Below are 24,992 nucleotides of genomic sequence, written 5' to 3'. Positions count from 1 at the left end.
GGGATCAGCGGCAGGTGTCGGTGGTGCACGAGGCCGTCTTGACGTGACCGGTCGCCATGTCCGGGTAGGTCACCACGGGCAGGCTCCCGTTCAGCACGAGGCCGGGGCGACTGGGCAGCGCCAGTCCCTCCAACTGGAAGGACAGGAGGTCCGACGTATCGGTCCGCGCGGCGTCGATCGTCGTCTGCACGTTCCCGCTCGTGCACGTCGCGTTGCCGCAGCTGATCAGGTTGATCGTGAAGTCCTTCAGGTAGGCGATGACGGGCCGCCCGTCGGCGGTCACGGCGACGGCCGACGTCACTTCGGGTCCCGTGGCGGTCGCGTCGAGCACCACGGGCGCATCCGACCGGTTACACACGGCGTCGCGGCAGCGCGCGAGCTTCAGCCCGCCGTCGCTGCCGAAGGCCACGACCGGACGCCCGTTGGCGCCGACGGCCATGGACGGAAACCGCGCCGATCGCTCCTCGAAGGTCACGTCGCTCGTGACCAGGGAGGCGCAGTCCGCCGCCGCGCAGGAGAACGCGCGCACCTCCATGCCATCGATGAACACGCCCACCGGCACGCCGCCGGAGATGACCAGCGCGAACTCTGGCCGTGCGACGCCCACCGGCGTGATCGACGTGGTGGTGAAGGCGTTGCACGTGTTGTTCGTGCAGCGGCCGAGTCTCAGCCCTTCGAATGCCAGGGGGATGTTGCCGTTGTGCAGCGAATAGAGCACCACGGGGAGCCCATCGGCCCCGGACACCAGCGCCGAGAACAGGCCGACCCGATTGCTCGGACTCGATCGAATCACGTCTCCTTCGATGCCAGTGCAGGTCGGTTCGAAACAGCGCTCGAGCACCAGCGTGCTCTCCAACGGGGTGCTGCTGAGGAACGTACTGTAGGCCACCATCGGCAGCCCCGACTGTGTCATCGCCAGGGAGAAGTGCTGTGGGGTGCCGCTCGGGCCGCCGGATATGGCGGTGAATCCCGACACCACACCTTGACAGGGCGTGTTCAGGCAGCGCTTCACGCTCGGGCGCCAGCTGTTGGGGCCGGCCTGGGCGACCCACGTCGCCGTGCCGTCGTTGCGCGCGATGGTCGCGACGCGCCCCTCGGCGGCAATCACGACGCCGGTCTTCGGCGGCGTCGGCAGGGCGGCGCAGTCGGGCGTGCCGTTGGCGGCGATGGCACGGAGGAAGGTGCCATTGGCGCAACTCGCGGCGACGCGGGCCTGTACCTGCGACGCATCGATCTGCGCGAGGCCGATGGCGCCCGACGCGACCATCGCGCCGGTGATTCCGCCGGGCGCGATGCCAATCGTGCCAGCCGTGGTGATCGTGCCGCCGGTGAGGCCGGCGCCGGCCGTGACGGCCGACACGGTGCCGCCGCCCACGAGATCGGACTGGCACACGACGCTGCCGTCGGCGTTGACCTGACGGATGCTGCTGCCCGCGGCGCACTGGCCGGTGATGCGCGCCTGCACGGTCGCCGGGTCGATGGCCGCGGCGCCGACGGCGCCGGCTGCGACCGTGTTGGCCCGGGTGGCGACGAGCGCGGTCGGTGTGGGGGTGAGCTCCTGTCGCGGCGTGAGCGGCGTGAACGTTCCCGTGCTGGCGCCCGGCCGGACGGCCATCTGCAGCCAGCGGCGATCGGTCCCGAACGGCGCACTCCCGAAATCCAGCTGCACCGTAAAGGCCCCGGCGGCCACGGCGACGTCGTCGAGCGTCAGCGTCGGACCGACCTGCACGCCCTCTGTCGGCGAACCGAACAGCCGCATCTCGAAGTCGTAGCTGCCCGTGGCAGGCGCGCCGGCATCGGTGAGGCGCCCCTGGTAGGTGAAGGCGGTCCCGAGCGGCTGCTGGGCGGAGGTGCCCTGGACGACGCCAAGCGCCATGAGGAAGGCCGCTCCCAGCTGAGCGACGAACCGAAACCTGAGCGAGAACGACACGACGACTCCTGTGCCCGAGACGACGGGCGGACACGACCTGCCTTGGAGGGCCGTCGAAGTCTAATCGCCGCGCTCGAGCTTGGCAAGGAGGTCGCGACCAGAGAGCCCGCCGGGTGAGCGAGCCGGCCAGGCCCCTCAGGGGAGGAGGCGGCCCCTGTGGACTTCAATGGCGGAGCCGACGGCAATGAAGGCCGAACGCGGGGGCTGCGCGAGCACACCGGCGAAGGCCGGGCCGTACAGTGACCCGGCCGGGCCTGTGAACCAGCTGCGCTCGGCGGTCCAGACGCGCCACGAGGGATGCTCCACCTGGTACTCCAGCGTGCGGCCATCGCGCTGCCGCGTGTAGCCCCAGTAATGCTCGGTGATGAACTCGGCCTCCGAGCCAGGCACGAGCGGCGCCGCCGCGCCACTCGCCGTCGCGCCGATCTCGAAGTCGGCCCCGCCGTGGCGCCAGCCGTACCGCACCGTGCCGCCCGTGTCCGGGGCGAGGGCGACGTCGTGCCGCATCGGCACCGCCAGGTAGGGCTCGTTGTACACGACGCGGGCGACCGTCGCGATCGCGGCACGCGGCACGAGCTCCCGCACGAATACCACCGCGCGACGGACCTCCCGCCCTTCGCGGCGCACGTAGAACCGGAGGTTGACCTCCTCGAACGTGCGATGGAAGGGCACGGGCAGGCCGAGCAGGCGAGTGTCGGCGAACATGAACCCGACCAGGCTGACGAGCGCCTCGCCGTCCAAGGTGTCGAGGATCGTCCCGCGAGGCACGAGCGGCGCGAGGAGCGAGGCCGGGCAGCGGTAGTTGAGGAGCACGAGGCTCTCCCAGCGTGCGGTCAGGAACGCCATGCGTCCGTGTGCGCCGTCGAGGCGAGACTCCTGAGCGCGCCGGCGGTCGGCTCGTCGGCCGGGAACAGGCTCTCGACCCGCAGTTCGTCGGTCGTCACGTCCTGCGGCGTGCCGAAGGTCGCGATGACCGTGAAGAGGGACAGGCGGACGCCGTCGCGCTCGAGCACGAGCGGCAGCACGGGCAGCAGCGACGAGTCCTCGGATGCCGTCCGGGTCTCCGCGTCGACGTGCGGCGCCAGCTCCGCGAGCACTGCCTGCATGTCGGCGCCATCGGCGGCGGCCGCTTCCCGCTGGGCGCGTTGCCAGAGGAGCGGCGCGATCTCGCGCCAGTTCGCGACAAAGGGCCGCAGGCCCTCGCGATGGAAGAACAGCCGCATCAGGTTGCGTGAGGGACCACCGACGCGTTCCCAGAGTCCGGGGCCGACCAGATCGACCAGGCGGTCGAACGACGCATTGGACAGGCGGATGGTCCAGGTGCGGTCGATGGCGACGGCAGGAAACGGCTCGTGGTTGGCCAGCATCAACCGGACGGCGGTGTGCACCTGCCGCATCTGCGGATCGTCGAGCGTGCGGGCACGGTAGATCGGCGCGAAGCCGGCCGCGACGAGCCACTCGTTGCGGACCCGCAGGGGCACGTCCAGGGCCTCGCCCAGTTGCAGCACCATGGCGCGACTCGGCGCGGCACGTCCCGACTCGAGGAAGCTCAGGTGCCGCTGCGAGACGCCCGTCTCGAGCGCCAGGGCCAGCTGCGACAGGCGACGCCGCTGCCGCCAGGTGCGGAGCAGCGCGCGGAACGGCACCGGCTCGACGTTCGGGGCAACAGGCGACACCACGGACACCCGACTTCCTCCAGTTCGCGATGATTGTGGGCTGCCTGCCGCGGGCTGGCAATGACCTCCGACGTAATTGCGGCGCGGCCGCGCCGCATCGACACTCCGGCGCGAGACGCGACGCACGTCCCGCATGCCGCGGGTGGCGCGTCCCCTGTCCGGAGGTCCTCATGTCCGCACGCCTCGTCGTCCTGCTCGTCGTGCTCCTGCTCTTCGGTGCCCTTACCGGCGTGGCGCTCCTCGACGTCGGCTACCTCGGCCTCATCGCGCCGCATTTCCAGAGCTGGGGCGCTGGACAGGTGCTCGCCGACCTGGTGATCCTGGCGCTGCTGTCGTGCCTGTGGATGCTCGGCGACGCGCGCGGCCGCGGCCTGTCGGCCTGGCCCTTCATCGCGCTGACGCTCGTGGGCGGCTCGTTCGGACCGCTCACGTACCTGCTGGTCAGGGAAAGCAAGAAGGGTAGAAGGGTAGAAGGGTAGAAGGCAGGGCGGGAAGGGGGAAGGGTGAAGGGGGAAGGGGGAAGGGGTGAAGGGGGTGAAGGACCTGTATGCTCGGCAGTGGCTCCCGCCGGGACGGCCGGAGCGTTGGCCCTGATGGAGGTCCAGTGACCCACGTGTATCGAACGTTCCGCGCGGCGCTGACGGGCGGCGTGCTTCTGGCGGCGCTGTCGACGTGCAGCGCGCCGGCCCACGCGCAGACTCGCCTGCTCCGCTTCCCGGCCATCCATGGCGACCGGGTCGCCTTCACGTACGCCGGCGACCTCTGGGTGGCGCCGGTGGCGGGCGGCACGGCCACGCGACTCACCGCCCATCCGGGCATGGAGGTGTTCGCGCGGTTCTCGCCCGACGGCAAGTGGATCGCCTTCACCGGCCAGTACGACGGCGACGAGCAGGTCTACGTGGTGCCGTCCACGGGCGGCGAGCCGAGGCAGCTCACCTACTACCCGGCGCGTGGCCCGCTCACGCCACGCTGGGGCTGGGACAACCAGGTCTACGGCTGGACGCCCGACGGCAAGAACATCCTCTTCCGCTCCATGCGCGACTCGTGGACGCTCGGGCTCAACCGGCTGTACACCGTGCCCGCAGCAGGTGGCCCCGCCGAGCCCTTGCCGATGCCCGAGTCGGGCGCCGGTGACTACTCGCCCGACGGCACCCGCGTCGTCTACTCGCCGTTGTTCCGGGACTTCCGGCCCGAGAAGCGGTACGGCGGCGGCATGGCCAACGACCTGTTCGTCTTCGACCTGAAGTCCAACGACGCGAAGCGCATCCTCGACCACCCGCGCGCCGACCGTGACCCGATGTGGATCGACGGCACGATCTACTTCACCTCCGACCGCGACGGCACCTTCAACCTCTACGCCTACGACGTGGCCTCCGCGAAGGTGGCGCCGCTCACGACCAGCCGCACCTGGGACGTCCGCTGGCCCAGCTCCGACAAGCGCCAGCGCATCGTCTACGAACTGAACGGCGAGTTGCAGGTGATCGACGTGAAGACGGGACGGAGCACGCCGATCGCGATCACGGTGCCGACCGACGGCACGTGGAAACGCCCCTCACGCGTCCCGGCGGCCGGGCAGATCGAGGACTTCGAGCTGTCGCCGAAGGGAGAGCGGGCCCTGTTCGTCGCGCGCGGCGACGTGTTCACCGTGCCGATCGAGAAGGGGCCGACGCGCAACCTGACGATGTCGTCGGGGGCGCACGACAAGTGGGCGCGATGGTCGCCCGACGGGTCGCGCATCGCGTTCATCTCCGATCGCAGCGGCGAGGACGAGCTGTACGCGGTCGCGCAGGACGGCTCCGGGCAGCCGGAGCAGCTCACGAGCAACGGCGCGACGATGCGCTACCAGCCGGAGTGGGCTCCCGACGGCAAGCGGATCGCGTTCAGCGACCGCGACGGGAAGGTGTTCGTCTACGCGTTCGACACCAGGGCCGTGACCGAGGTGGCCGACGCGCCGCGCGGGCAGGTGCGTGACTACACGTGGTCGCCGCGCGGCAACCACCTCGCCTTCAGCATGACCGGCGCCAACGGCGTGAGCGCCGTGCACGTGTGGAGCGCCGGCGACGGGCAGCGCCGCCAGGTGACCGACGGCCTGTTCAACGCCGAGAACCCGGCCTGGGATCCCGACGGCGACTACCTGTTCTACCTGAGCGATCGCGACTACGCGCCGTTCATCTCGTCGGTGGAGTTCAACTTCGCGACCAACCGCACCACCGGCATCTTCGCGCTGGCCCTCCGCAAGGGCGTCAAGCATCCGTTCCCGCCGGAGAGCGACGAGGTCACCCTGTCGAAGCTGGAGGCCGCCGCCGTGACGCCGAAGGCCGAGGTCGCCGGGGCGGGCGCGACGTCGGCCGCGGCTCCGTCCCCGATGCCCGGGGCGCCCCCGTCGCCGACGCTGGCCATCGATTTCGAGGGCCTCGGTTCACGTGTGGCGCGCGTGCCGCTCGACGGCGACAACTACGTCGGGCTCACCGCGAAGAAGGGCCACCTGATCTACGTCGTCGGCGCGGGCTTCTACTACGGGCGGCAGAGCGAGCGGAAGCCGTCGGTGCGCCTGTACTCGCTCAAGGACCGGAAGGAGACCACGCTGGTCGACGACGCGCAGGGCTATGCGCTCTCGTCGGACGGGTCCAAGGTCCTCGTGCGCGGCCCGGGAGGCTACACCTTGCACGACGCCACGCCGGCAGGCGCCAACGCGCGCAAGCCCGTGTCGACGGCCGGACTCGTGGTCGATCGCGTGCCCACCGAGGAGTGGCGGCAGATCTTCCACGAGGTGTGGCGGCAGTATCGCGACTGGTTCTACGTGCCCAACATGCACGGGTTCGACTGGGTGGCCATCCGCAAGCAGTACGAGCCGTGGCTCGCGCACGTCGCGCACCGGTCCGACCTCAACTACCTGATCAGCGAGATGGTGTCGGAGCTCACCGTGCAGCACGCCTACATCGAGGGCGGTGACTTCACGATGCCGCCTCGCCCGGGCGTGGCGTTGCCGGGCGCGAGGCTGGCACTCGACAAGGCCTCGGGACGCTACCGTCTCGCGAAGATCTTCGCGGGCCAGAACGAGGAGCCCACCTACCGGGCGCCGCTCACCGAGATCGGCGTCGACGTGAAGGTCGGCGACTACGTGCTGGCGATTGACGGAGAGGCGCTCCGCGCCGACGAGGATCCGTACCGGCTGCTCCGCAACAAGGCGGGTCGGCCCGTCGAGCTCACGGTCAACACGTCAGCCTCCCTCGAGGGCGCGAGGAAGGTCACCTTCAACCCGATCGCTTCCGAGAGTGACCTCATCTACCTGGACTGGGTGCAGGGCAACCGGGCGCGCGTCGACCGGCTGTCGAATGGTCGCATCGGGTACCTCCACATCCCCGACATGGGAGCGCCCGGGCTGCGCGAGTTCATCAAGTGGTACTACCCGCAGCTCCGCAAGGAAGGCCTGATCGTCGACGTGCGTGCCAACGGCGGCGGCAACGTCTCGCGGATGCTCATCGAGCGCCTGCGGCGGACGCTGCTCGGCGTCAATTACGGGCGGGTGGACGAGGAAGGCAGTCCGTATCCCGACGGCGTGTTCATCGGGCCGAAGGCGGCGATCCTCAACGAGAACTCGTCGAGCGACGGCGACATCTTCCCGTACATGTTCCGCGAGGCCGGGCTCGGGCCGCTCATCGGCCGCCGGTCGTGGGGCGGCGTCGTCGGCATCTCGCCGCGCGGGCCGCTGATCGACGGCGGCGTGGTGTCGGTGCCGCTGTCGGGCCTGGCCAGCGCCAAGGGCGCCTGGGTGATCGAGGGCTACGGCGTCGATCCGGACATCGACGTCGAGAACGACCCGAAGTCGGTGATCGAAGGCAAGGACCCGCAACTCGAACGGGCAGTCGCCGAGGTCATGAAGAAGCTGCAGACGCCCGTGGCGCTGCCGAAGAAGCCGGCGCCGCCAGTGAAGGTCGAGCGGCGCTGAGGAGCGAACGCCGAACGAAGCACGTTCCACCACCGGACGTCGCCGCCGGACTTGTCCGGCGGTCTGCGTCAGGGCGGGGGAGGGAGCGACGATCTCCCTCCCGATAGCTCGATCGAGCGATTGTGCCTGGCCCCACGTGCCCCCGATGCTGTCGGGCACTGGAGGCTCCGATGGCAACTGCGGGATGGCCCGGGCGGGCATGCGCGCGGGTGGCGGCGTGGTGCGTGGCCGTGGTGCTGGTCACGGTCACGGCCGCGTCGGGACAATCGAACTTCGGCTCGATCCGCGGCGTGGTGAAGGACAGCGACGGGCTGGTGCTGCCCGGGGTGACCGTCACGGTCACCGACGAGGGCACGGCGCAGCAGGTCGTGGCCGTCACCGACGAGGCCGGCGCGTACGTGGTGCCGGCGCTGCGTCCGGTCTACTACAGCGTGAAGGGCGAGTTGCCCGGGTTCCGCGCGGCGGCGACGACCGGCGTGAAGGTCGACACGGCGCGTGACGCCCGGGTCGACCTCGTGCTCGCCCCCGGTGGCGTGCAGGAGTCGGTGGAGGTGGTGGCTGCCGCCCCGACCCTGCGCACCGAGTCGGGCGCCGTCACGCTGACGGTCGACCAGCGGACGATCCAGAACCTGCCGCTCAACGGCCGCAACACCCTCGAACTCGCGCTCACGCTGCCGGGCACCACGGGCAGCGCCGGGTCGGAGCTGTCGGAACTGGGCACGAACCTGCCGCTGCCCGGCCGCGAGCTGATCGTCAACGGCGGACGTCCCGGATCCACGCAGTTCTTCGCCGACGGCGCCAACACCACGAGCGTGGGCCTGGCCCGCACCAGCGTCTCGTTCTCGCCCGATGCCATCCAGGAGTTCTCGGTCCAGCAGTCCAACTATTCGGCGCAGTACGCGCAGGCCGGCGGCGGCATCATCAACCAGACGACGCGCAGCGGCACCAACGAGTGGCGCGGCTCGGGCTACTGGTTCTATCGCGAGAAGGCGCTCACCGCGACGCCGTTCAACGCGCAGCGCCTGCCGCAGCTCGGCAACGACGCGCGTCCGCCGCTCGAGCGGCACCAGGCGGGCGTGACGCTCGGCGGCCCCGTGCGCCGCAATCGCACCTTCTTCTTCGCCTCCTACGAGCCGACGCGCGAGGAGCGCTCCAACCCGAGCGGCGCGAGCTTCGCGCGCGTCCCGACCGACGAGGAGATCGCCGGCGACTTCCGCAACTCCGTCGTGTACCTCCAGAACGGCACGACGGTGCCGTACCCGCAGATGTACGCCCAGTTCGACCGCCTGCCCGACGGCACCCTGACGTACAGGCCCAATCCCGCCTTCAACGCGGCGCTGCCCGAGAGCGCGACCAACCCGCGCTTCCAGTACGACAACTTCCCGATGTTCGACGGCAACGGGCGCCTGCTCTCGCTCAACGGCGTGAGCTGGGTGAACCCGGCGGCCCAGCGGATCCTGCGCGAGCTGATGCCGCGGCCCAACATCGACCGCATCACCTCGGGGCCGAACGCCGACGCGAACTACCTGTACTTCCGCCGCACCGAGAACCGCGACGACCGCTACTCGCTGCGCGTCGATCACCGTCTCGGCAACGCGCAGAACGTGTACGGGCGCTTCACGTACACGCCGAGCGACGGCGACCGCTACATGATCGATCCCATCCGCCAGGGCCTGGTCAGCGACACGACCCGCGCCAGCCAGAGCCTGCTGGCCTGGAACGCCACCCTCGGGTCGAAGATCGTCAACGAGCTGCGCCTCAGCTACGTGTACGGCAACTTCTCGCGCAACTTCCCGTCGCCGCTGCTCGAGAAGGACTACACCACGCCGCTGCTCGATCTCGGCGGCCCCGGCCTCGGGACGCCGAACTACCTCGGGTACGGCCTGGCCGATTTCCGCGACCTCCAGCGCCCCAACGGCGGCAACGGCGCCCAGTTCCCGTCGATGGGGCTCAACGGGCCGCAGAACGTCGGCAAGGAGAAGAACCACATCTACTCGCTGATCGACGACCTGACGCTGGTGCGCGGGCGGCACACGTTCAAGGCGGGCGTCGCGGCGTACCTCCGGATGTTCAACGTCGCGGCCAATGGCTACGGCTACCAGGCCGGCGGGCGCTGGAACTTCAGCCCCAACCAGACCCGCAACGCCTACTGCAGCGCCAACCCGCTCGGCGGGACGATCCCGGGCTGCGCGCAGAACAACGCCACCGGTGACGCCTACGGCAGCTTCCTGCTCGGCGTGCCGAACACGCTCTTCGCGTACGAGAACATCGCGCAGCCGTACTACTACCGCTGGCGCGACGTCGGCGCCTACCTGCAGGACGACTGGAAGGTGCGCGAGAACCTCACGCTGAACCTGGGCGTCCGCTACCAGTACCAGTCGCCGCGCTGGGAGAAGTTCGACAGGCAGGGCGCGTTGGACCTCGCCACGCTCGAGACCAACCCGTACTCGTCGTCGCGCGCCGGCATTCCGGCGAACCTGCCCTCGCCGGTGTTCGAGTTCGCCGGGGTTGACGGCCGATCGCGGTACCTCGTGGAACCGCAGTACCTCGACTTCGAGCCGCGGCTCGGCTTCTCCTGGCTGCCGGCGCAACGCTGGGTGGTCAGCGGCGGCTACGGGCTGGCGCACGTCCCGCTCTACGGCAACAACAAGGCGCCCTTCCCCAACCTCGGGAGCCGCGCCGACGACTTCCGCCGCTTCAACGTCCTCTACGGCACGTCGCCGCGCTTCGACCCGTCCAACGTCTTCTTCAACGGCGCGGCGCGTCCCGAGGCCAACATCCCGCTGCAGTTCGGCTACAACAACGTCCTCTACCGGCCCGACCCCGGCCTGTTCGACATCCCCGCCGGCGGCGTCATCCGCCCCGGCGACGTCAATGCCGCCGGCCGGCAGGACGCGCGGTACGCGCAGACCGGCTACGCGCGCAACACCGACTTCACCACGCCGTACGTCCAGAGCTACAGCGTGCAGGTGCAGCGCGACCTCGGTGGCCACACCACCGTGACCGCCGGCTACCAGGGCAGCCGTGGCACCAACCTCTCCATCGGCACGATCAACGTCAACCAGATCGACGTGTTCAACGCCAACGCGCTCACCGCGCAGCCCTACCCCGGCTTCAACGGGCCGGGCGACGGGCGCATCGCCATGCTCGACGTGACCCGTGGCACGTCGCAGTACCACGCGCTGATCACCTCGGTCGACCGCCGGTTCTCCCGCGGGCTCGCGTTCAAGTTCAATTACACGTTCAGCCGATCCGAGGACGATACCAGCGGCGGCATCGACTACGACATCGCCAACCTCTCGGGCCAGGACCAGGGCGCGATCCTCATCCAGCGCATCCAGAATCCCAACGACCTGGCGAGCGAGTGGGCCGTCTCCAGCTTCGACACGCCGCACGTGTTCAACCTCAGCGGCATCTGGGAGCTTCCGTTCGGCAGTGGCCGACGCTTCCTCGACCGCGAGGGCGTGCTGGACTGGATCGTCGGCGGCTGGCAGGTGAGCGCCCTCGGTCGCCTCTACTCGGGCTACCCGGTGACCGTGGCCCTCGGCAACGCCAACCAGGTGCGCGACGGCGGCATCGGCGCTGCCATCCGCCCGAACCTCGTCCCCGGCGTGCCCGTCGTCAACCCCGCCTGGACCCCCCAGAACGCCGCGACGACGCCCTACGTCAACCCGCGCGCCTTCGTCATCCCCGACCCCGGCACGTACGGTAGCGCCCCCCGCAACTTCTCCGACGCGCGCCTGCCGTGGGTGAAGGTGTTGGACATGAGCCTCACCAAGACGGTGCCCTTCGGGGGCGGGCGCTCGCTGCAGTTCCGGGCCGACGTCTTCAACGTGTTCAACATGAAGGCCCTCACGACCAACTTCAACACGTCGCTGTTCGGCAGCCTGGCGCAGAACCTGCCCGGCCAGCCCAATCGGTACGCCAACCTCACGCCCGAGGTGTGGGACGCGATCCTCGCCAACGACCCGACGGGCCTGCCCGGCGCCCCGACGGCGCCGGCCGGCGAGTCGCTCAGTCCGCGCGGCGTCTACACGGATCTGGTGGGACGGCTCAACGGCGGCTTCTACCGGTTGAACCAGAACAGCATCCTGTCGCGCACGATCCAGCTCGCCGTTCGCGTACAGTTCTGACCATGCGTGGACGGGTGCGGCTCCTCCGGGCGTGGCTCGCGGCCTTGCTGGCCGTCGGCCTGCCCGGGGCCGGCATCGCCTCGAGGCCGGCGTCGGCCGCCTCGTCGTCGGAGGCGTCGTACGGCCTGCGCCTCTGGCAGACCGACGATGGGCTGCCGCGCAACTCGGTGCAGGCCGTCGCGCAGGACGCCGACGGCTTCCTGTGGGTCGGCACCCAACGTGGCCTCGTGCGGTTCGACGGCGTCCGATTCGTGCCCGTGGCCGCCCAGGGCGACTTCCACGAGGCGCTGGCGCGGCATCCGGTGCGCGCGCTGCAGGTGACGCGTGATGGGCACTTGCTGGTGGCGCTCGACGGCGGCGGGCTCTGGCAACGACGCGCGGCTGGCGCCTTCGTGCGGCTGGCGCTGGCGGCAGACCCGGAGGCCGCCTTCGTGCGCACCGTGCTCGAGACGCGTGACGGCACCATGTGGGCGGGAACCGCGGCGGGCCTCTTCCGTCGCACCGCGGCGGGCTGGCGCCGGATCCGCATGCACGACGGCGGTCGGCCGTCCGTCTTTGCGATAGGCACCGATGGCGCCGACCGGGTGTGGGTGGGCCTGCAGGCTGGACTGGCGCGCGTCGCCGAGGACGGCGAGTCGCTGCAGATCGTCGTCGGCAGCGCCGCGCACGGGCCGGTCACCTCGGTCGCCGAGGATCCGGCGGGGCGCCTGTGGGCGGCCAGTCGGGACGGCTTGCTGCGGGTCGACCGCGCCGGCGAGGTGCCGCGCGTGATTGCGGTAGGACCGCGCGAGCGCGTGCGCCTGCTGCACGTCGGCGCCGACGGCCAGGTCTGGCTGGGTACCGATACCGGCATCCGCCAACTGCGCGACGACGAGCGCTGGGTCACGCCGACCGGGCTGGCCGGCGTCGAGGCGATCGCGCTGGCGCTCGGCGAGGATCGCGAGCAGAACCTGTGGGTCGGCACCAACGCCGGCTTGTACCGCGTGCGGGCCGGCCAGTTCCGGACGGTCGCCACGGCCGACGGCCTGCCACGCGGCGTGGCGCTGGCGGTGCGCGAGGATCGCGCCGGTGCCATGTGGGTGGGGACGTGGGGCGGCGGGTTGGTGCGCCTCGGCGAGGGCGCACCCCGCACGTTCTCGACGGCCGACGGGCTGCCGGACGCTCGCGTCTTCGCGCTGCTGGAGGATCGCCGTGGGACGCTCTGGGCGGGCACCGACGCGGGGCTGGCGCGGCTCGACGCCGGCCGCGTCCGCCTCGTCCCGGCGCCGGGGACGCCTGCGCCGCTCCGCGTGCGCCTCGTCGCCGAGGATCGCGTCGGGACGCTCTGGGTGGGGACGATGCAGGGCCTGTTCCGGCGCGACGAGGATCGCCTCGTGCCGGTGCCGCTGCCGGGCGTGGCGCCGGGCACGCCGGTGCGCGCGGTGGTCGAGGACAGGCGCCGGCGGCTCTGGGTGTGCGCCGGCGAGTCGGTGTTCCGCGCCGACGATCGCGAACGCCGGCAGGTGCGCCGGCTGCACGCCGTCGGCTCGACCATCCACGCCGCCTGGCTCGATCACCGCGACGTACTCTGGCTCGGCACCGCGGCCGGGTTGGTGCGCATCGACGACACGGGTGCGTTCGCCTTCACGCCGGCGCACGGCCTCGCCATCGAGGAGGTCGTGGCACTGGCCGGTGACGACGCCGATCGGCTGTGGCTGTCGACCAAGCGCGGCCTCGTGCGGACGTCACGCAGCGGCCTCGACGCGGTCGCGTCGGGGCGTGGCGCGCCGCTGGTCCTGGCCACCTACGGCGCTCGCGACGGCATGCTCAGCACGGAAGGCACCAGCGAGGCCTCTCCGGGGGCATGGCGGCGGGGCAACGGCGAACTGTGGTTCGCGACGACGCGCGGCGTGGTGGTGGTGCCGCCCTCGACCGGCGAGCCGGCGCGCGTGCCGCCGCCCATCGTGCTCGAGGAAGTGCTCGTCGACGGCCGCGCGGTCGCGGTCGCAGGCGAGGTGCGGATCCCGCCCGGGAGCCGCACCCTGGAGGTCCGGTATACCGCGCCGAGTTTCGCGGCCCCGGAGAAGGTGCGCTTCCGCCACCGCCTCGACGACTTCGCGCCGACCTGGGCCGATGCCGGCGATCGCCGCGTCGCCACCTACACCAACGTGCCGCCGGGGCGTTACACGTTCCAGGTGATGGCCCGCAACGAAGAAGGCGTGTGGAGCGAGTCGCCCGCCGGCCTGCGCGTCGCCGTGGCGCCCCGCTTCGTCCAGACGCCGCTGTTCGCGGGCCTCTGCCTGCTCGGGCTGGCCGGCGCGGCCTGGGGCACCTATGCGGTGCGCATGCGCCAGATGCTGGCGCGGCTGCGCGCGGTGAAGGCCGAGCGCAACCGGATGGCCCGCGAGATCCACGACACGCTCCTGCAGGGCGTCGCCGGCATCGGGTTCCAGCTCGAGGCGGCCCGCCATCGGCTCCACCGCGACCCCGACGGGGCGGCGCAGGTGCTCGACCGCGTCTCGGCGCACGTGGACTCGTGCCTCGGCGACGCCCGTCGCTCAGTGCGCAACATGCGGTCGGCCTGGCTCGACGGCCAGCCGCTCGCGGCGGCGCTCGCCGAGTCGGGCCGCCTGCTGGCCACCGGCAAGGTGCACCTCGAGGTCCACGAGCACGACTGGCCGGCCGCGCTCGAGCGGGACCTGGAGGACCAGATCTTCCGCGTCGCGCAGCAGGCCATCGCCAACGCGATCTCGCACGCCAATGCATCACGCATCGACGTGACGCTGATCGGCGCGCCCCGTGCCCTGCGCGTCGCCGTGGCCGACGATGGATGTGGCATGGCCGAGGCCGCCGGCGGGGACGACCGGCCACGCTTCGGGTTCATCGGCATGCGCGAGCGGGCGCGGCAGCTGGCGGCGCGGTTGCACGTCGACTCCACGCCCGGCCGCGGTACCCGTGTCGAGCTCATCGTCCCGTTGGGCCTGGCCGGGAGGGTGCGACGCGCGTGGCATCGCCGGCACCCGGCCATCGAGCCCGCGGCGACGCGGATGGGCGCATGACGACACCGATCCGCATTCTCGTCGTCGATGACCATCCGATCCTGAGGGAAGGGCTCGCGGCGCTGATCGCGACGCAGCCGGACCTGGCCGTGGTCGGCGAGGCAGCCGATGGCCCGCAGGCGGTGACGGCCTACCACGAGCTCACGCCCGACATCGTCGTGATGGACCTGCGACTGCCGGGCATGAGCGGGCCCGAGACGATTGCGGCGATTCGCCAGCGCGATCCCGGCGCGCGCGTTCTCGTGCTGTCCAGCTTCGACAGTGAGGAGGACATCCACCGGGCGTTGCAGGCCGGTGCGCGCGGATACCTGCTCAAGGACATGCGGCGCGCCGACCTGCTCGAGGCGATTCGCGCCGTGGCCGGCGGCGGCGACGCCGTGCCGGCCGAGATCGCCGCGCGGATGCAGGCCCGGCTCGGCCACGCGCCGCTGTCGCCGCGCGAGATCGAGGTGTTGCGGCTCGTGGTGCGCGGGCTGACCAACCGCGAGATCGGCAAGGTGCTCGACATCAGCGAGCACACCGTGAAGATTCACGTGCGCAGCATCATCGGCAAGCTCGAGGCCAACGACCGCACGCACGCCGTGACCACGGCGCTGCAGCAGGGCATCATCCACCTCGACGACTGACGGAGCCGCGGGGGGTGGCCGGGCACGCCGGTTTGTGCCATCTCATGCAGGGGCCGGCGTGAGACCATCCCACGGGAGTCACCCATGCAGGCGGCACAGCCCTCCGACATCACCCGCGTCGTCCTCCTCGTGCTCGTCATCGGGGTGCTGCTCGCGGGCAGCGCCTGGACGCTGCGGCCGTTCCTGAGCGCGATCGTCTGGGCGACGACCATCGCCATCGCGACCTGGCCGGTGCTGCTGCGCCTGGAGCGTCTCCTCTGGGGGCGGCGCAACCTGGCCGTGCTCCTGATGATGGCACTGGTGCTGACGGTGGTGATCGTGCCGTTCACGCTGGCGATCGGCGCGCTGATCGAGGCGGCCGGCCGGAGCCCCGCGCTGCTCCGAGATTTCACGACGCACGGGCTCGGCAATCCGCCGACGTGGCTCGGCGACCTGCCGCTCGTCGGGCCGGCGGCGTTGCAGCGTTGGCTGGCCATCCAGGCTGGCGGGCCCGATGCGCTCGCCGCGGCGCTGCAACCGCACACGCGGGCCGCCGCAGCCTGGGCGCTGGCCGCGACCGGTGGGATCGGCAGCGTGATGATGCTGATCCTGCTGACCGTGATTCTGCTCGGCATCCTCTACGCGCAGGGCGAGACGGCCGCCGCCGGGGTGTTGGCGCTGGCGGACCGGCTCGGGGGCGAGACCAGCCAGCGCACGGTGGTGCTTGCCGCGCAAGCCGTGCGCAGCGTCGCGCTCGGCGTCGTCGTCACGGCACTCGTGCAGTCGCTGCTGGCGGGCCTCGGACTGTGGGTCGCGGGCGTGCCGCATGCCGGCGTGCTCACCGCCCTCGCCTTCATCCTCGGTGTCGCCCAGATCGGCCCGATGCTGGTGCTCGCGCCGGCGGTGGGGTGGCTGTTCTGGAGCGGCCTGTCGGGGTGGGGCTCCGCGCTCCTGATCTGGAGCCTGCCCGTGGCGGCCCTCGACAACGTGGTGCGGCCGATCCTCATCCGGCGGGGCGTGCAACTGCCGATGCTGCTGATCATCGCCGGGGTGATCGGCGGCCTGATCGGCTTCGGGGTAGTGGGACTGTTCGTGGGGCCGGTGATCCTCGCGGCGACGTACACGCTGGCGAAGGACTGGGTGACACGCTAGCACTCGCCGCGTCCAGCTCGTCAAGTGGCGCCGCGCTGTTCGACGCCCGCTCCGCGGTCGACGCCGGGCGATGCGCGTATCATCGGAGGCATCGACCACGAGGCCCCGATGTCCGACTCCCTGCATGACGCGGCGTCCCCGGCGCTGCCGGGCCTCGCCTTCGATGCTCCGGTCCTTGTCGACGCGTTCGGCCTGTCCGACGTGGGGCACCGGCGCCCCACCAACGAGGATCACTTCCTCATCGCGCGGATCGGCCGCTACTTCGAGACGCAGTCCACCAGCCTGCCCGACGGCGACATGCCGGCGCGGGCCGACGAGGCGGGGTACGCCCTGGTGGTGGCCGACGGGATGGGCGGGCACGCGGCCGGCGAGTTCGCCAGCCGTCTGGCCATCCGAGAGCTGGTGCGGATGGCGCTCTCGCTGCCCGACTGGATCGTCCGCCTCGACGAGCGCACGCTCGACATCGCCGCGCAACGATCCGAGGACCGCATCGTGAAGGCGCACGAGGCCATCCTGGCCGAAAGCCGCCGCGAGCCCGAGCTGTCGGGCATGGGCAGCACCGTCACCGCGGTGCGCAACCTCGGGCGCATGCTGCAGATCGCGCACGTCGGCGATTCGCGCGCCTACCTGCTGCGCCAGGGCCGCCTGACTCGGCTCACCCGTGATCACACGTACGTGCAGATGCTGGTCGATTGCGGCGCCATGACCCTCGAACAGGCAGCGCGGTCGCGAACGCGCCACGTGCTGGTCAACGCGGTCGGCGGCGTCAACGAGGACGTCCGCGTCGACGTGCAGCACGTGCCGCTCGAGGATGGCGACCGGCTGTTGCTGTGCAGCGACGGGCTCAGCGATCTCGTGGACGACGAGGCCATCCGGCACGCGATGACCGAGGCGACGACCTCGGAGGAGGCCTGCCGCACGCTGGTCGCCCTGGCGCTCGACGCCGGTGGGCGCGACAACGTGACGGCCGTCGTCGCGACGTATCGCTTTGCCACCTCGTCCCCGGGCGCCTGAGCCGGCCGCCGGGCGACCGGCCACCGGCGTGTCCGTCGCGCGCGTTCCCGACGTTCTTTCCGAAGTCGGCCCCGAACCACGGGGCCCGAGGAGAGCGCCATGTCGCGACCGGACCAGTCGATCACGTTCCTCCGCAACGTCGGCTACAGCGTGTTCCGCGTGCCGCGCCCGGGTGCGCAGCCGCTCGACGTGCTGCACCGCACTGGCAAGGACCTCACGCGGCTCGGCGGGGTGGCCGACCTGGTCGAGCCTGGCGCGGTCGCCGTCCCGGAGATCAGGCGCGACGACACGCCCGGGGTGAACATCGAGGGCACCGAGAGCAGCAAGGTCAACGTCGCCATCGGCGTGACCATCCTGGGCTCGTTCATCGGCGCGCTCGGCGGCGGCAACCTCGGCGTGACCACGGGGTTCTCGCGAGCGCGCACCGTCACCTTCACGTACGCGGCGGTGGTCGAGGACCGCGTCGACGTGCTGGCCCTCGAGCGCTTCGTGAAGGCCGGGCGGATCAGCCCCCTCATCCCGTCAGGCACGGTCGACAAGCTGATCGACGATGAGGTCTACGTGATCACCTCGGTGCTCAAGACGCGCAAGATCATCGTCAGGGGGCACGCGGAGGGCGGCAACTCGGTCGCGCTCGACGTGCCGGTCATCCAGCAGGCGGTCGGGGCCAACATCAAGGTGGGGATCGAGGGCGCATCGCAGGTCGATGTGACCTTCGAGGGGCCGATCGCGATCCCGTTCGCGTTCCAGGCGGTACAACTGGTGTTCGACAGCTCGGGCGAGTTCCTGACCACCGAGGCGCTGAAGGCGGGGGAGGCGGCGGCGCGCGCGATGGCCACGCCCGCCGTGTCGCCGGGCCAGCAGCGCTACCTCACCGCGCCGGGCGCATTCGTGCGGATGGCCGGCTAGGGCAGGCGCGACTGCAGGTGGCCGTACGCCCACGTGCCTGCGGTAGCGGCCGCCAGCGCCACGACGTACTCGGTGCGGCCGGCGCCGATCAACGTGAAGATCGGACCCGGGCACGCGCCGAGCAGTGCCCAGCCGAGCCCGAACACGATCCCGCCGAGCAGGTGCCTGGCCATCGGGGGCGCCTCGACGGCGGCGTCGTTGGCGATCGCCTGCGCGGCCGCGCTGCGCGGCGCCAGGCGCGTGAGGGTCCACCGTCCGGCGACCGCCACGGCAATCGCGACGCCGATGATGCCGAACATGTGCAGGCTCTGGAACCGGAACATCTCCTGGATGCGGAACCAGGAGAGGACCTGCGCCTGCATGAACAGGATGCCCAGGGCCGTGCCCGCCAGCACGTAGCCGACGTACTCGCGCACGCCGTCGCGTCGAGCCTGCCCCGCCTGCGCCGTGGCGCCGCGGCCATCGGAGGCCTGCCGCGAGTCGAGGGGCGCGTTCATCGCCCGGCTCCCTGGAGCAGCCACGGCAGCAGGACGTGCGTCATCAGCAGGCCGCCGGCGAAGAAGCCGACGACGGCCAGGAGCGACGAGGCGCGGAAGGCGGCCAGGCCCGAGATGGCGTGACCCGACGTGCAGCCGCCGGCCCATCGTGCGCCGAAGCCCACGAGGAAGCCGCCCAGCCCGAGCGTGAGCCAGCCCTGCGCCGTCCGCAGGGCCTGCCAGCTTGCGAGTTCACGCGGCGCCACCCCGCCGAGGTCGGTGAGGCCCAGGGCCCGCAGGTCGGCGGCGGTCGCTGCGGAGATGGCGATGTCGGGCGTGGACGTCAGGAAGGTCACCGCCAGCCAGCCGCCGAGGACCAGGCCGGCAGCGAAGGCGAGGTTCCACGCGCCCTCGCGCCACCAGTCGTAGCGGAACAGCGGCGCACGCGCGCCTGCCATGGCGCACAGGTGTCGCAGGTTCGACGAGATGGCGAACCGCCTGCCGCCGATGAGGAAGAGGGCCGGGACGACCAGGCCGATGAGCAGGCCGGACACGGGCCACGGCCACGGCGTGGTGGACAACAGATCTCGCATCGGCGGGTGTGCCTCCTCTGCCATCGTAGCCGCTCGACTGCAGCGCCGCCGGTGGCCATGACGCACCTCGGGCCGCCATGACACGGCATCCGCGCTGGTCCTCCCCCCTTCGACCCTGAGCCCTGAGCCCTGAGTCTCGAGCCCTGAGCCGACCAAGGGCTGCTTGCGTCGCGGGCGGCGACCCCATGTAATGGCGTGGTGTTCCCCCTGAGCGACCGCCCCAACCCGGCAGGGACGCCAATCGTCACGTACGCGCTGATCGCGCTCAACGTGCTGATCTTCGTCCTCTACACGTTCCCGCTCTCCGGTCAGGCGCCCTCGCCCGGCGATCCGCGACTGGCGGCCTACGTGCAGGTGCTGCGCGAGTCAGTGCCGGCCGGCGTCTCGATGCGCGAGATCCTGGGGTCGATCAGCGAGTACGACCTGTTCACGTTCGAGCACGGCTACAAGCCGGCGGCGCCGCAAATTTCCGACCTGTTGGCGGCGATGTTCCTGCACGGCGGCTTCATGCACCTGTTCGGGAACATGCTGTTCCTCTGGATCTACGGCGACAACGTCGAGCACCGACTGGGGCACTTCTGGTACCTGGTCGCGTACCTGGCGACCGGCGTGGCGGCGACGCTCTTCTTCGCGGTGCTGGCGCCCGGCTCGATGGTGCCGATGGTGGGCGCATCGGGCGCGATCTCCGGGGTCCTCGGCTTCTACTTCTGGTGGTTCCCGAAGAACGTCGTCCGCCTCCTGCTGCTGTTCTTCCCGTTCCTCGTGCGCGTCGTCGAGGTCCCGGCGCGCATCGTCCTCGGGCTGTACCTGGTGATGGACAACCTGCTGCCGATGCTGCTCGCCGGCGGCGACGGCGGTGGCGGCGTCGCGCACGGGGCGCACATCGGCGGGTTCGTGGCGGGCCTGGGGTGGGCCTGGCTGTTGGACCGGCGCGCTGTCGACGGCACGCCCCGGGAGTACCGGACGGAGGTGCGCGGGCTGGCCGTGCCTGGCAGCGCGGTTTCGCAGGCCTTGCGCGCGGGCGACATGCCGACCGCGGCTCGCGCGTACTTCGCCCTGCCGCCGCGAGAGGCCGACGCGGCGCTGGCCCCGGCGGAGGCGATGGCCCTCGGCACGTGGCTCGCCGAGAGCGGGCACGCGCAGGCCGCCGTCACGGTGTTCCAGCGCGTGGTGCGTCGCGAGCCCACCGGGGAGACGGCGGCCGCGGCGCACGTCGGTGCCGGGATGGTCCTGCTGCGGCAACTCGGCCAGCCGGCGGTGGCGTACCAGCACTTCGTGGATGCGCTCGAGGCCTCACCCGACCCGCACACGGCTGCGGCGGCCCGCGCCGGGCTGCAGGCCGTCGGCGCGATGCAGAAGTTCCCGGCACGCCGCTTCTCGTAGTTGGAAATGTGAAATTCGAAATTCTCGAGGCGACGGCCTTCGGCCTGTCGCCTCGTGATGCCGCGAGCGGCAAGGCCGAAGGCCGAGCCGCCCTGAATTTCACATTTCACATTTCAAATTGCCACCTCAGCGGGGCGTGGCCCGCCGCGCCAGCGCCACCATCACGCCGCCGCAGACGATCATCACCAGGCCCCACCACAGGTTCACGTTGATGCCGAGCGAGCGCGCGTAGATCGCCGGGTCGGAGCCCAGGCCGTACCCGGCCAGGATCGCGCCGAGCGCGAAGAGGAGCAGGCCCATCGGCCACCGGATGTCGAGTCCCATCGGCGTGTCCTTACCAGAAGATGACGTTGAGCACGGCCACGGCAGCGATCACCACCACGCCCAGGCCCTCCGGCGTCTGCCACCATGGCAGATTCTCCTTCGGCTGCTTGGGCGTGAGTGAGTAGACCAGTCCGCGGAGCTCCTCGTCGGTGCGCTGCCGGCGCGTCAGCAGCGAGATCGCGATGGTCAGGCCGAAGCACACCGACCAGGCCCAGATCGCGGTCCAGAAGTTCTGCGCCATCTCGCTCGGGTAGGCGTGCAGCATCCCGAGCCAGCCGCCCTTGATGCCGACCGGCGCGTTGGCCGGCAGCGTCAGCCCGTGGTGGAGGGCCGCGGCGACGGTGCCCGAGAGCAGGCCCCAGAACGCGCCATGGCCGGTGGCCCGCTTCCAGAACATGCCGAGCAGGAAGGTGGCAAACAGCGGCGCGTTCACGAACGCGAACACGAGCTGCAGGAAGTCCATGATGTTGTTGAACTGCGCCGCCAGGTACGCCGTGGCGATGCTCAGCGCGATGCCGACGACGGTGATGACGCGGCCGACCATGAGGTAATGCGCGTCGCTCGCCTTCGGCTTCACGTAGCCCTGGTACAGGTCGTAGGTGAACACGGTGTTGAACGCCGTGACGTTGCCGGCCATGCCCGACATGAACGACGCCATCAGCGCCGTCAGCCCGAGGCCCAGCAGGCCCGAGGGGTAGTAGTGCCCCAGCATCATCGGGATCACGAGGTCGTAGTCGAGCGAGCCATCCGGCTTGGGAGGCAGGGCGAAGTCGCCGGGGCCCGACGCGCCGGCCGTCAGGCCCATCGCGATCATGCCGGGGAGGATCACCAGGAAGGGGAACAGCATCTTGGGCAGGGCGGCGATGAGCGGCGTCTTGCGCGCCGCGGCCATCGAGTCGGCCGCCATGGCGCGCTGCACGACCAGGAAGTCCGTGCACCAGTAGCCGAACGACAGCACGAAGCCGAGGCCCATGGCCATGCCGAACCACTCGACGCCCATCGGGTTGGACTGCGGGCTGCCCAGGTGCGCCCACGACTGCGTCCACGCCCCCGCCTCGAAGCCCCGGGCCGTCGACACGCTCGCCAGGCGGGCCACCAGGCCGTCCCAGCCGCCGATGTCGCGCAGGCCGAGGAACACGAGCGGCGCAAAGCCGAGCACGATCAGGAAGAACTGCAGCACTTCGTTGTAGATGGCCGAGGTCAGGCCGCCGAGCAGGATGTAGGCGAGCACGATGCCGCCCGAGACGAGGATGCTGACGTTGAAGTCCCATCCGAGGATGGCCTCGAACAGGCGGGCCAGCGCGTACATCGAGATGCCCGAGGAGAACAGCGTCATCGCCGCGAACGAGATGGCGTTGAAGGCGCGGGTCTTCTCGTCGAAGCGCAGCTTCAGGTACTCGGGCACCGAGCGGGCCCGCGAGCCGTAATAGAACGGCATCATGAACACGCCCACGAAGACCATGGCGGGGATGGCGCCCACCCAGTAGAAGTGGCTCGTGGCGATCCCGTACTTGGCGCCCGAGGCCGCCATGCCGATCATCTCCTGCGCACCGAGGTTGGCCGACAGGAAGGCGAGTCCGGCAATCCACGCCGGGATGGAGCGCCCGGAGAGGAAGAAGTCCTCGCTGGTGTGCTGGTGGCGCTTCAGCACCCAGCCGATGCCGAGCACGAACGCGAAGTAGACGACCAGGATCAGGTAATCGACCGGCGCCAGTTGCATTCCTTGCACGCGTGTCCCTCCGAGGGAGGCATCATACTCGCCGAACGCCGAACGCCGAACGGCATCAGGCCCAAGGCCCAATGCCCAAGGCCCAAGGCCCAAGGCCCAAGGCCCAAGGCCCAGGGCTCAAGCCTGAAGGCTCAGAAACCATGCGCCCTCTTTCGGGATGCTTTCTGAGCCCTGAGCCCTGAGCCCGTAGCCGTACGCCTACTTCCCGTACGGCGCCGCCCCGCCGTCGACGACGGTGAGGCGGATCGTCTCGCCGGCGGCGAGCGACACCGGGAGGCCCTGTACCAGTTCTGCGCCGAGGCGCTCGACGGGCGGGGCCGAGCCGATCGTCACGCGGTAGCGGCGGTCGTGCTCCACGGTGAACCACTCGGGCCATTCGTTCAGCCGCGGGTAGTTGATCGGCAGGTGCAGGTGATCGCGATGGCGCGGGTGGTCGAGGCGCACCACGCCCTGCCACGGCGCGCCGGCCGTCACCGTGAAGACGGCCTGCGTCTCGTCGCGGGCCGCACCGAGGTGCACGCGCGCATTCCACGGCTCGAGGCGCGCCCCCTGCGACTTCCACAAGGCGTACATCAGCGCCGTCCGGATCACGTTGCCGTCGCCGTGCCAGTCCTCGACGATGCCGTCGGGACGCACCCGGTCGAGCATCTTCGTCGTCGCGGCGTCGACCTGCGCGGCCAGTCCGGGGTGCGGCAGGCGGTTCATCAACACGAGGGCCGACTCGATGGCGTCCGAGTACGAATCGGCGCTCCACCACGCGACGGGCGGCGTTTCGTCGAACAGGTAGTCCGGCGTCCGGGTCACCGTCGCGAGCGCCCGCTCGACGGCGGCCCGGAAGCGCGGCTCGCCCGTCACCATGTACGCCGTGTACACCGCGTTGAACATGTAGCCCCAGCAGTGCGCATGGCGCGGCTCGATCGGCCGCCCCGTGACGATGTCGATGTCGTGATGCCAGAGGCCGTCGCCGTTCAGGCCGACGGCCAGCAGCCGGTCGATCATGCCGACGAAGGCGGGTCGGTACTGTGCCGCCTTGTCGGGGCGCACGTGCGAGGCGAGGACGAACGCCTCGGCGAGTCCGCCGACGATCTCGTTGCCGTGGTCCGACAGCACGAAGCGGGTCGTCAGCGGCTTGCGAGCCGCCACGTCCCACCGGTCGGCGGGCAGCCCGCCGGTGGTCGGCAGCATGTCGAGGAAGTAGAAGTCGGCGATCGCCAGCACCTGCTCCAGGTACGCGCGGTCGCCGGTGCGGTGGTACAGCCGCGAGAGCACCTGCAGCATGTTGCCGTTGATCTCGGTGGTCCTGGCCGGCAGCCGCCCGCGCGACGTCTCGTAGGGCGCGTTTGCGACGATGTCTGTCGCGATGCCCTGCATGCGGTGGTACCAGGGCGTGTCGCCGAACAGCTCGGTGAGCGGGATCAGGCCGTCCTTCATGTACTCGCTCGAGCCGAAGATGACGGCGTCCATGTCGACGGTTGGCCTGGTGAACCCGCCATTGCCCGCCTTCACGTCGTCGGACAGGCGACCGACCCGCGTGGTGCGCAGCGTCTCCTGGCGGAGGATGTCGAGCATGGCGCCGTGGTAGGTGGCCGGCTCGGTCAGGCGCGCGGCCATCACCATGAACGGGTAGAGGTCGGCGGCGGTGTTGGCCACGACCCAGCCCGGGTCGGGGCGGCTGCCCTGGAAGACGCCGCGATGGGGGAGCAGGCCGCTCACCGTGTCGCGGCGCGCGAGCCAGGCGTGCATCACCCGCTGGCTCTGGACGAGGGCACGCGTCGCGAGCCGGCCGTTGCGCGTCGCCTCCCCCGCCAGGTCGCCGGATTCGGCAAGGACGAAGGCGGTGGCGAGCAGCGCGAGGCAGCTCGTCATCAGGTGCAGTCGCAGGCGCGCGACGTTTGCTCCGGCGTGGGGCAAAGTACCCTCCTCCTGCTCGGTCCTTATGGGGACAGAAGTGCGGCTTTTGGGCCAGCAGTTGCCTCTTGACTCGTGGCGATTCTCCTTCATGCTATGCGGCATCCGGCGAGCTGCGAAAGCCCCACCGATGGTCCTGATGACGACTCGGCGAGGCCCCTGCTTCACGAGTC

Annotated in this window: 17 protein-coding genes; 9 read left to right on the top strand and 8 right to left on the bottom strand. The window is 70.9% G+C overall.

The features are described 5' to 3' along the window. Window positions 1-4 precede the first annotated feature (4 nt). From TBR22_RS20735 to TBR22_RS20725, 3 genes are all read right to left on the bottom strand, one after another. Window positions 5-1,930, bottom strand: a complete 1,926-nt coding sequence (locus TBR22_RS20735; RefSeq protein ID WP_239489741.1) for a hypothetical protein — start codon at window positions 1,928-1,930, stop codon at window positions 5-7. Window positions 1,931-2,065: 135 nt separating this feature from the next. Then, entirely contained in the window at window positions 2,066-2,776 is a 711-nt protein-coding gene (locus TBR22_RS20730) for a YqjF family protein (protein ID WP_239489740.1), read from the bottom strand. Beyond that, window positions 2,764-3,609 (bottom strand): helix-turn-helix domain-containing protein, encoded by an 846-nt coding sequence (locus TBR22_RS20725; RefSeq protein ID WP_239489739.1) that lies wholly within the window; start codon window positions 3,607-3,609, stop codon window positions 2,764-2,766. Before TBR22_RS20725 ends, TBR22_RS20730 begins: the two co-directional genes overlap by 13 nt. Before the next feature lie 167 nt (window positions 3,610-3,776). Here TBR22_RS20725 and TBR22_RS20720 point away from each other — a divergent pair, with 167 nt between their 5' ends. The 8 genes from TBR22_RS20720 (at window position 3,777) to TBR22_RS20685 (ending at window position 18,406) form a co-directional block, all read left to right on the top strand. Beyond that, window positions 3,777-4,085, top strand: coding sequence for a hypothetical protein (locus TBR22_RS20720; protein WP_239489738.1), 309 nt, complete (start codon window positions 3,777-3,779; stop codon window positions 4,083-4,085). Between the two features lie 125 nt (window positions 4,086-4,210). Further along, the gene (locus TBR22_RS20715; RefSeq protein WP_239489737.1) at window positions 4,211-7,555 is read left to right on the top strand and encodes a S41 family peptidase; all 3,345 of its coding nucleotides are present in this window, start codon (window positions 4,211-4,213) and stop codon (window positions 7,553-7,555) included. A 170-nt stretch (window positions 7,556-7,725) separates the two neighbouring features. Further along, window positions 7,726-11,688 (top strand): carboxypeptidase-like regulatory domain-containing protein, encoded by a 3,963-nt coding sequence (locus TBR22_RS20710; RefSeq protein WP_239489736.1) that lies wholly within the window; start codon window positions 7,726-7,728, stop codon window positions 11,686-11,688. Between the two features lie 2 nt (window positions 11,689-11,690). Next, window positions 11,691-14,726, top strand: coding sequence for a sensor histidine kinase (locus tag TBR22_RS20705; RefSeq protein WP_239489735.1), 3,036 nt, complete (start codon window positions 11,691-11,693; stop codon window positions 14,724-14,726). Further along, complete coding sequence (locus TBR22_RS20700; RefSeq protein ID WP_239489734.1) at window positions 14,723-15,352, top strand: response regulator transcription factor; 630 nt, start codon at window positions 14,723-14,725, stop codon at window positions 15,350-15,352. Before TBR22_RS20705 ends, TBR22_RS20700 begins: the two co-directional genes overlap by 4 nt. An 84-nt stretch (window positions 15,353-15,436) precedes the next feature. Continuing rightward, window positions 15,437-16,483, top strand: coding sequence for an AI-2E family transporter YdiK (gene ydiK / locus TBR22_RS20695; protein ID WP_239489733.1), 1,047 nt, complete (start codon window positions 15,437-15,439; stop codon window positions 16,481-16,483). 108 nt (window positions 16,484-16,591) lie between these two features. Beyond that, the gene (locus TBR22_RS20690; RefSeq protein WP_239489732.1) at window positions 16,592-17,497 is read left to right on the top strand and encodes a PP2C family serine/threonine-protein phosphatase; all 906 of its coding nucleotides are present in this window, start codon (window positions 16,592-16,594) and stop codon (window positions 17,495-17,497) included. 99 nt (window positions 17,498-17,596) lie between these two features. Continuing rightward, on the top strand, window positions 17,597-18,406 hold the full coding sequence (locus TBR22_RS20685) for a hypothetical protein (protein WP_239489731.1): 810 nt from the start codon (window positions 17,597-17,599) through the stop codon (window positions 18,404-18,406). On the opposite strand, the gene TBR22_RS20680 is transcribed toward TBR22_RS20685, so the two are convergent. Continuing rightward, window positions 18,403-18,903, bottom strand: coding sequence for a DUF6691 family protein (locus TBR22_RS20680; protein ID WP_239489730.1), 501 nt, complete (start codon window positions 18,901-18,903; stop codon window positions 18,403-18,405). The genes TBR22_RS20685 and TBR22_RS20680 overlap by 4 nt on opposite strands. Further along, a complete protein-coding gene (locus TBR22_RS20675) occupies window positions 18,900-19,475 on the bottom strand; it encodes a YeeE/YedE family protein (protein ID WP_239489729.1) in 576 nt (191 codons plus the stop codon). The genes TBR22_RS20680 and TBR22_RS20675 overlap by 4 nt, the downstream gene beginning before the upstream one ends. Before the next feature lie 198 nt (window positions 19,476-19,673). On the opposite strand from TBR22_RS20675, the gene TBR22_RS20670 reads away from it, so the two are divergent. Then, complete coding sequence (locus TBR22_RS20670) at window positions 19,674-20,858, top strand: rhomboid family intramembrane serine protease (protein ID WP_239489728.1); 1,185 nt, start codon at window positions 19,674-19,676, stop codon at window positions 20,856-20,858. A gap of 126 nt (window positions 20,859-20,984) precedes the next feature. On the opposite strand, the gene TBR22_RS20665 is transcribed toward TBR22_RS20670, so the two are convergent. From TBR22_RS20665 to TBR22_RS20655, 3 genes are all read right to left on the bottom strand, one after another. Beyond that, on the bottom strand, window positions 20,985-21,182 hold the full coding sequence (locus TBR22_RS20665) for a hypothetical protein (protein WP_239489727.1): 198 nt from the start codon (window positions 21,180-21,182) through the stop codon (window positions 20,985-20,987). A gap of 10 nt (window positions 21,183-21,192) precedes the next feature. Continuing rightward, window positions 21,193-22,902 carry a sodium:solute symporter family protein gene (locus TBR22_RS20660; RefSeq protein WP_239493512.1) on the bottom strand — a complete coding sequence of 570 codons (1,710 nt, stop codon included), beginning with the start codon at window positions 22,900-22,902 and terminating at the stop codon, window positions 21,193-21,195. 207 nt (window positions 22,903-23,109) lie between these two features. Then, on the bottom strand, window positions 23,110-24,777 hold the full coding sequence (locus tag TBR22_RS20655) for a hypothetical protein (RefSeq protein ID WP_239489726.1): 1,668 nt from the start codon (window positions 24,775-24,777) through the stop codon (window positions 23,110-23,112). Window positions 24,778-24,992 lie beyond the last annotated feature (215 nt).

The sequence above is a fragment of the Luteitalea sp. TBR-22 genome, from assembly GCF_016865485.1.
Lineage (GTDB): Bacteria > Acidobacteriota > Vicinamibacteria > Vicinamibacterales > Vicinamibacteraceae > Luteitalea.
The sequence above is the reverse complement of the archived record's forward strand: the minus strand, read 5'-3'. Positions and strand labels throughout refer to the sequence as shown.